The 7,008-nt window shown below is 44.0% G+C and carries 8 protein-coding genes and 1 pseudogene; all 9 read left to right on the top strand.

The features are described from left to right. Positions 1 to 194: 194 nt before the first annotated feature. Positions 195 to 674 (top strand): annotated as a pseudogene (locus tag DW182_RS21425) (site-specific integrase); the annotation flags it as partial. Between the two features lie 17 nt (positions 675 to 691). Then, positions 692 to 1,078 (top strand): hypothetical protein, encoded by a 387-nt coding sequence (locus DW182_RS21420; RefSeq protein WP_118296756.1) that lies wholly within the window; start codon positions 692 to 694, stop codon positions 1,076 to 1,078. A gap of 271 nt (positions 1,079 to 1,349) precedes the next feature. Next, complete coding sequence (locus DW182_RS22210; RefSeq protein ID WP_158580825.1) at positions 1,350 to 1,505, top strand: hypothetical protein; 156 nt, start codon at positions 1,350 to 1,352, stop codon at positions 1,503 to 1,505. A gap of 162 nt (positions 1,506 to 1,667) precedes the next feature. After that, the gene (mobV, locus tag DW182_RS21410) at positions 1,668 to 3,035 is read left to right on the top strand and encodes a MobV family relaxase (protein WP_118296754.1); all 1,368 of its coding nucleotides are present in this window, start codon (positions 1,668 to 1,670) and stop codon (positions 3,033 to 3,035) included. A gap of 262 nt (positions 3,036 to 3,297) precedes the next feature. Next, positions 3,298 to 4,257 (top strand): GNAT family N-acetyltransferase, encoded by a 960-nt coding sequence (locus DW182_RS22645; protein ID WP_233564201.1) that lies wholly within the window; start codon positions 3,298 to 3,300, stop codon positions 4,255 to 4,257. Between the two features lie 89 nt (positions 4,258 to 4,346). After that, entirely contained in the window at positions 4,347 to 4,940 is a 594-nt protein-coding gene (locus DW182_RS21395) for a Crp/Fnr family transcriptional regulator (protein ID WP_233564200.1), read from the top strand. A gap of 80 nt (positions 4,941 to 5,020) precedes the next feature. Next, positions 5,021 to 5,440, top strand: a complete 420-nt coding sequence (locus DW182_RS21390) for a DUF4405 domain-containing protein (RefSeq protein WP_101542053.1) — start codon at positions 5,021 to 5,023, stop codon at positions 5,438 to 5,440. 317 nt (positions 5,441 to 5,757) lie between these two features. Next, on the top strand, positions 5,758 to 6,267 hold the full coding sequence (locus tag DW182_RS21385; RefSeq protein ID WP_370449839.1) for a DUF6371 domain-containing protein: 510 nt from the start codon (positions 5,758 to 5,760) through the stop codon (positions 6,265 to 6,267). A gap of 4 nt (positions 6,268 to 6,271) precedes the next feature. Continuing rightward, positions 6,272 to 6,670 carry a hypothetical protein gene (locus DW182_RS22640; protein ID WP_233564199.1) on the top strand — a complete coding sequence of 133 codons (399 nt, stop codon included), beginning with the start codon at positions 6,272 to 6,274 and terminating at the stop codon, positions 6,668 to 6,670. The last annotated feature ends 338 nt before the right edge of the window (positions 6,671 to 7,008 follow it).

Raw genomic sequence — 7,008 nt, 5'->3', positions numbered from 1 at the left:
GGGGGCAGAATCGCTTGGTTTTAGGGGGCAGCTTACACTGGATTTTCCAGCAGGTAACGATTTAGAAGCGGACAGTCTGTGTTTTCCTGCATTTTTTTGTAATTTCAGAAAATGCACAAACTCGTTAATCCGCTCATTTCAATCACTTTGCGTTTCTTCTTCGTCCCTTTTCTTAACCTGCTTTACAGACCTCATCTCTTTTTACGGGTTTGGCGTATTCCGACGTGAAGAACCTCACCACCGACCGCCTGCAAACATTCTTCGACGGCAACCTGTGGATAATCACCCGAAGAAAGAAGACCAACACCGAATCGAACATCCGTCTTTTGGACGTTCCCAAGCGTATCATAGAGAAATACAAGGGGCTGGCAAGGGACGGTCATGTTTTCCCCGTTCCGAGCAACGGAAGCTGCAACAAGATACTCAAAGAGATAGGCAGACAATGCGGTTTCAAGGTGCGTTTGACCTACCACCTTGCAAGACACACGAACGCCACGACCGTGCTTCTGTCGCACGGTGTACCCATCGAAACGGTAAGCCGCCTTTTGGGACACACGAACATAAAGACCACCCAAATTTACGCCAAAATCACCGCCCAGAAGATAAGCCAAGACATGGAAACCTTGTCGCACAAGTTGGAGGATATGGAGAAGAATATCTGCCGAGCCATTTAATTAAGAACAGAATACCGATGAAAGAAGAAAGGTACATTATCACGATGGACGGGCAGGGCAATATCTCCCTGCCGAGCGATATAGGCGCAACCGCCATGACCGAGTGGGAAATCTGCGAACTGTTCGGGGTTATCGCCCCGACGGTTCGGGCAGGGATAAAGGCACTCTGCAAAAGCGGAGTTTTGAGCGTATATGACATAAAGCGCATTATCCGCATATCGGACAGATACAGTGCGGAGGTTTACAACCTCGAAACGATAGCCGCCCTCGCTTTCCGTATCGAGTCGTTCGGGGCGGCGAAAGTCCGCAGGGCATTATTAGAGAGGATTATGCACGGGCGAAAAGAGAACAGCTTGATTTTTCTTTCGCTGAATGTCGGCAGTCAAGCAGTCATATCGTCATGAAGCCGTGTCGTACTGTCGTATTGGAATCATTGAATCTGTAAGTCAGTCAGTCCATTAATAACCGACTATATGTAGATACGCAGATTTAATTTTTCGAGCACAGCAAAGCGGAGCAATCATTTCCGTTTACAAAGGCAAAGCAAGCACGGGGCTTTATGTCGGCTAAAAGGTCAGGCGGCTACGCCGTTTCCCGATAAATCTTCCTCTCGCTTCGCTGCGAGCGTATTTATCGGGAAAACCTTGTATCCGACCGCCCCGTGCAAAAGAGCCTTTGAAAACGGAAACGACCGCCCCGCCACCCACCGACCGAAAGGGAAAAAATAAGGTGGGGGTTACGGGCAAGCAGGCGGCAGGGACAGCCACCGCCGAAAGGCAGACGGGCAGACGGACGGCACGCCGCAGGGTATTTACGGAGAAAATACCGTAACTTATTAGGGAATTTTCCGAGCCGCAATACTACGTATCGCTGAAAATTCCCCAATAAGGCAAGGGGCAAGCCCCTCTGCACACCCCATCGGGGACGGCATTTGCCGCCCCCGATGATACAAAAAATCATTGTTTCACAAGCCAAAAAAGAAAGGAAGAATATATGGGTTTCGTAGTTTTACACATGGAAAAGGCGCACGGCAGCGACAGCGGAACGACCGCACATATCGAGCGTTTCATCATACCGAAGAACGCCGACCCCACACGCACGCACCTAAACCGCAGGCTCATCGAATACCCCGACGGGATAAAAGACCGTTCGGCGGCTATCCAAAGAAGATTGGAAGAAGCGGGGCTGACACGCAAAATCGGAAGCAACCAAGTACGGGCTATCCGCATCAACGTGTCGGGAACGCACGAGGACATGAAGCGGATAGAGGAAGAGGGGCGTTTGGACGAGTGGTGCGCCGACAATCTGAAATACTTCGCCGACACGTTCGGAAAGGAGAACATCGTGGCGGCTCACCTGCACAGGGACGAGGAAACGCCGCACATACACGTTACGCTCGTCCCCATCGTCAAGGGAGAGCGAAAGCGCAGGAAACGGGAGGAACAGACGAAGAAGCGATACCGCAAGAAGCCGACCGACACCGTGAGGCTGTGCGCAGACGATATTATGACACGGCTGAAATTGAAGTCCTACCAAGATACCTATGCCGAAGCGATGGCGAAATACGGGCTGCAAAGGGGCATAGACGGCTCGAAGGCTCGCCACAAGTCCACGCAGCAGTATTATCGGGATATACAGAAACTCGCCGACAATCTCAAAGCGGAAGTGGTGGATTTGCAACAGCAGAAAGAAACGGCACGGGAGGAACTAAGACGGGCGAAAAAAGAGATACAGACCGAGAAGCTGAAAGGGGCGGCAACCGTCGCAGCCGCCAACATCGCCGAGAGCGTCGGTTCTCTTTTCGGCAGTAACAAGGTCAAGACGCTGGAAAGGGAGAACACCGCCCTGCATAGGGAGGTAGCCGACCACGAGGAAACCATCGAAGCCCTGCAAGATAGGATACAGACCATGCAGGCAGACCATAGCCGGGAGATACGGGAAATGCAGCAAAAGCACGGCAGGGAGATAGCAGACAAGGACACAAGGCACAAGCAGGAAATATCGTTTCTGAAAACGGTAATCGCAAGGGCGGCGGCATGGTTTCCCTATTTCCGTGAAATGCTCCGTATCGAAAACCTCTGCCGCCTTGTGGGATTCGATGAAAGGCAGACCGCAACGCTCGTCAAGGGAAAGCCGTTGGAGTATGCTGGGGAACTCTACTCGGAGGAACACGGACGGAAATTCACGACCGAAAAGGCAGGGTTTCAAGTACTGAAAGACCCCACGGACGGGACGAGATTGGTTCTTGCCATTGACCGAAAGCCCATTGCCGAGTGGTTTAAGGAACAGTTCGAGAAGTTAAGGCAGAACATACGCCGACCTATACAACCGCAAAGGAAAAGCAAGGGATTCAAGCTATAAATGTTAAATCCTGCCCGATTTGCCGAAAAAAGTGCGGTACGCCGTTCGTGGTGTACCGCACTTTTTTTATATTTGTTTGCAAGGGCTCAATTTTTTGTTCTGAATTAGGACAAACCTTGCCGAAAGACTTTCGTGGCAGTTTGCCAACCATTGAGGACATTGAGAAAAAAATAAAAGAAAGGCTGTCATAAACACATTTTTTATTATCTCAAAAAACAAGTTGAGTCCGTTTAATTATTTATTTGAATAAACAAGGCTTTGTATGAAAAAAGTGATATTGTATATTGCCGTGAGTTTAGACGGATACATTGCTGACAATCAAGGTTCAGTTGGGTGGATAAAGGGGCATGATGACACAGTAGAGTTGGAAGACACTTTCTCTCCTTTCTTCAGTAGCGTAGATACGGTTGTCATGGGAAGAAAAACATTCGACCAAATAGTTACCAGCCTTTCATGTGACCAATGGCCCTATACCGGAGCAACAACCTATGTACTGACCCATCATAACGAAACGAACGACACACAACAAATTCGCTTCAAAAACATGGATGTTTGCCAACTCGTAGAAGAATTGAGGCAGGGGGTAGGAAAAAACATCTGGATCTGCGGAGGTGCGGAGATTGCCGGACGGCTTATCGGAAAGAATATGATAGACACCTATCATCTGGCTGTCATTCCGGTTATTTTGGGAAGTGGTGTCAGGTTATTTGGTAGCTCTGCTCCAAAGATTCGTTTAACATTGGTTGAAACCAAGAAATACAATGGAATAGTGGAGGTGATATATGACATTGCCAATAGTGATGTCGTCATAAGAAATATGAATAAGGGTGATATAGACCAAGTTATGCAAATTTGGTTAGCTACCGATGTCCAAGCTCATGATTTTATTGCTGAAACCTATTGGAAAGGTCAATTTGAAAACGTAAAAAAACTAATCCCAGCATCAGAGGTATATGTTTGTGAGAAGTCAAACAAAATAGTCGGATTTATCGGACTTTCTGAAAATTATATTGCAGGTATATTCGTAGCTTCTAATTTTCAGTCTTATGGCATAGGAAAAAGATTGTTGGATTATGCCAAAGGTCTCAAACCGGAACTTTATTTGCACGTATATCAAAAGAATATCAGAGCTGTCAAATTCTATCAAAGAGAGAATTTCGTGATAGAATCTGAAACGGTTGATGGTACGGGAGAGAAAGAATTTTTAATGAAAACTCTTTGATTTACTCCAAAACGTTTTATAAAAGGCGAATAAAGCCAATTTCATAACAACATGCCATACTGACAGAAAATTAAAACGATGTAAACAACATGGAAATAAGACGATACGAATCAAGAGATTTAGAACAAATAGCCTGTTTGTTTTACGAAACCGTGCATACCAGTCACTTAAACCATATTGAATCACAGATAAAATCTGAATATTTGTCTGTCCCTTCCAAAGCAATTCTTTTGGAGGAAGGAAAAATTGCAGAAAAACTCTATCTAATCCGTAAAGGCTGTCTGCGGCTGTTTTTCTATAATGAAGGGAAAGATATTACTTTTCAATTCTTTTTTGAAGGGGATTTTGTCGCCTCATTCGATAGCCTATATAAACGCACGCCGAGTCTTTTCTATTTGGAGAGTATCGAACCAACGGAACTCACGGCTATAAGAAGAGAGGATTTTTACAACCAAATCAACAATAATTTGTCGTTGAGGCAGTTGTATGAAGAAAAACTCATAGACCGTTTTCATGCTTACCAACAATTGTTCTTGTCAAGAATAAAAAACACGCCACAACAGCGATATGAAGAATTGCTGAAAGAGTATCCCAATATAATACAGCGTGTTCCACAACATTATATAGCGTCTTATCTTGGCATCACTCCTGTTTCTTTATCACGCATCAGAAATCGTCGTTAACTTCATTTCTTTACAATTGTTATCGTTCAGATTCCACTTGAATACCGAATTTTGCACCGTAAATATGAAAACGGTAAGCAATGAAAAAGATTTTTGTAATAGACTGGAGTCTGGTTTTTGTGTTCGTGTTATCAGCATTTTCCGGGATAGGATTGCATATTGCCGGACATGGCATTAATCACGAACTATGGCATAATTGGGCAGTATTTCATGTTTTGACCAGTTTTTTATTTTTTGTTATATCAATATTCCATATAACAACACATTGGGGATGGTATAAAGGAATAATAAAAAATGGGCTTGGCAAAAAAAGTAAAATTACAGTAGTACTGTCAGTTGTATTCTTTCTTGTATCGGTTACGGGAATTATCCTATTAGGAGTAGACGGGGCTAACTCCTACATAGGGCTATTGCACTATAAAATAGGGATTGTTACAATAGTGCTATGTATTGGGCATTTACTAAAACGAATTTCTTTATTACGTAAATCTCTGAAATAATCCGCAAGACATAGGGCTAAATAAATAGTCCTTTGCTTTGTGGATTATTAAAAATGTTGTATCTTTGTCTGTGAAAGAGTTATTTGGCAGCATAGCACCGCAAATCGCTGAAAATCGCACGGTTGCTAACTCGTTACCGCCACTTCTCAAATAATTCGCTAAAAGTTTATTTCTCAATCGGTTAAGTCAAACCGAGAAAAATCTAAAATAATAATAACCCCATCGGTCAAGACTTTTTAAGGGGGCATTGTTGAATGTTTTAAGGGGGCAGAATCGCTTGGTTTTAGGGGGCAGCTTACACTGGATTTTCCAACCGCATCAAAGGTGCAATAGATATGATCGACTGGCTACACGCTCGTTTGATGAAGAAACAAGGGAAACAAGCATCCGACTTTCATTTACGGCAATGTTTGTTTGGCGAGCACCTCTTACCGAAAAGACCCAAAGATATAGTTTGCCTAACAGAGAGCGAGAAAGCCGCTATTATCGCTTCTATTGTGTTCCCTACCTTCGTTTGGGTGTCATGTGGTGGGAAACAAGGTCTTACACCGGAAAGATGCAAGGCGTTGGCTGGACGTGATGTAATTGTGTACGCAGATGCGGATGCAACGGAGGAATGGAAAGAGAAAATAAAGAAACTCGATTATTGCCGGAATATAAGTTTATCGGATTGGGCAAAAGATGAGGCTACCAATAGTAAACGAGATATTGCGGATTTGATACTGGAGCAGCGAAAGCACATAGAGAAATCCACTACAGTAGGCGATGTTTGCCATTGGATGGATGAGTTAGGAATGTCAAAGGGGCGTGTAACTTTTAATATTTGATGTTATGGAAATAGAAGTAATCAACGGACAGATTATCGCAAAGGCTAACCATTATCAAGCCGTGCCGGGAAGAGGAGACACAAAGCGGATTATCAAAGATGAAGTGATCCGAGCTTATGAACGTTCTTTCATTGCCCAATGCAAAACATACCGGGATAGACGTATTTCAAGCCGTTTCCGTCTGTTTGTTAAGGTTTGGCATAGTTCGCCCCGCTTCGATCTGGATAATAGCCTAAAAACGCTCTTAGGCGAACAAGGTGTGGTTGTAAATCTCAGTAATGATTACAGCCAATTAGAGAAAACTGTAAAAGAGAGTGTAGGCTCTCTTCAAAAGAGTTTTGAAAAGAACCTAAAACAGATTAGACACGAATTGGATTATAAAAACATATCATCCCGAATTTAGCTTTATTAAAGGGGTAAAAATGAAACAACCCCAAGGTTACCCAAAGGGTAAAATACAGTAAAAGCGTGTGAAGCTACACGTTACCCACTTTTGGACGTTAAGGGTGTCGGTTATTTGCCGATACCCTTTTTCATTCTTATTTTCCCTGTATCGTTTTTTTCATTGTTGAGGCTTAAGATTTGGGGCTTTCGGGGTCAGTGAACCCAATTTGACCCCATGAAAATAACGGTAAGATTACGGTAAGGGTTAAAGAGTTAATAACGGCATGATTACGGCAAGGATAAAAGCTAAATAACGGTCAGATTACGGATAGGGTAAAAACAAACGTTTTTAAGGGA

The organism is Bacteroides sp. AM16-24 (assembly GCF_003471885.1).
In the GTDB taxonomy this organism is placed as follows: Bacteria; Bacteroidota; Bacteroidia; order Bacteroidales; family Bacteroidaceae; genus Bacteroides.
The sequence above is the reverse complement of the archived record's forward strand: the minus strand, read 5'-3'. Positions and strand labels throughout refer to the sequence as shown.

Bases quoted from the DNA above. Each gene is read 5' to 3' on its own strand.
- DW182_RS21420 (WP_118296756.1), top strand. From the start codon at position 692: ATGAAAGAAGAAAGGTACATTATCACGATGGACGGGCAGGGCAATATC.
- mobV (WP_118296754.1), top strand. From the start codon at position 1,668: ATGGGTTTCGTAGTTTTACACATGGAAAAGGCGCACGGCAGCGACAGC.
- DW182_RS22645 (WP_233564201.1), top strand. From the start codon at position 3,298: ATGAAAAAAGTGATATTGTATATTGCCGTGAGTTTAGACGGATACATT.
- DW182_RS21395 (WP_233564200.1), top strand. From the start codon at position 4,347: ATGGAAATAAGACGATACGAATCAAGAGATTTAGAACAAATAGCCTGT.
- DW182_RS21390 (WP_101542053.1), top strand. From the start codon at position 5,021: ATGAAAAAGATTTTTGTAATAGACTGGAGTCTGGTTTTTGTGTTCGTG.
- DW182_RS22640 (WP_233564199.1), top strand. From the start codon at position 6,272: ATGGAAATAGAAGTAATCAACGGACAGATTATCGCAAAGGCTAACCAT.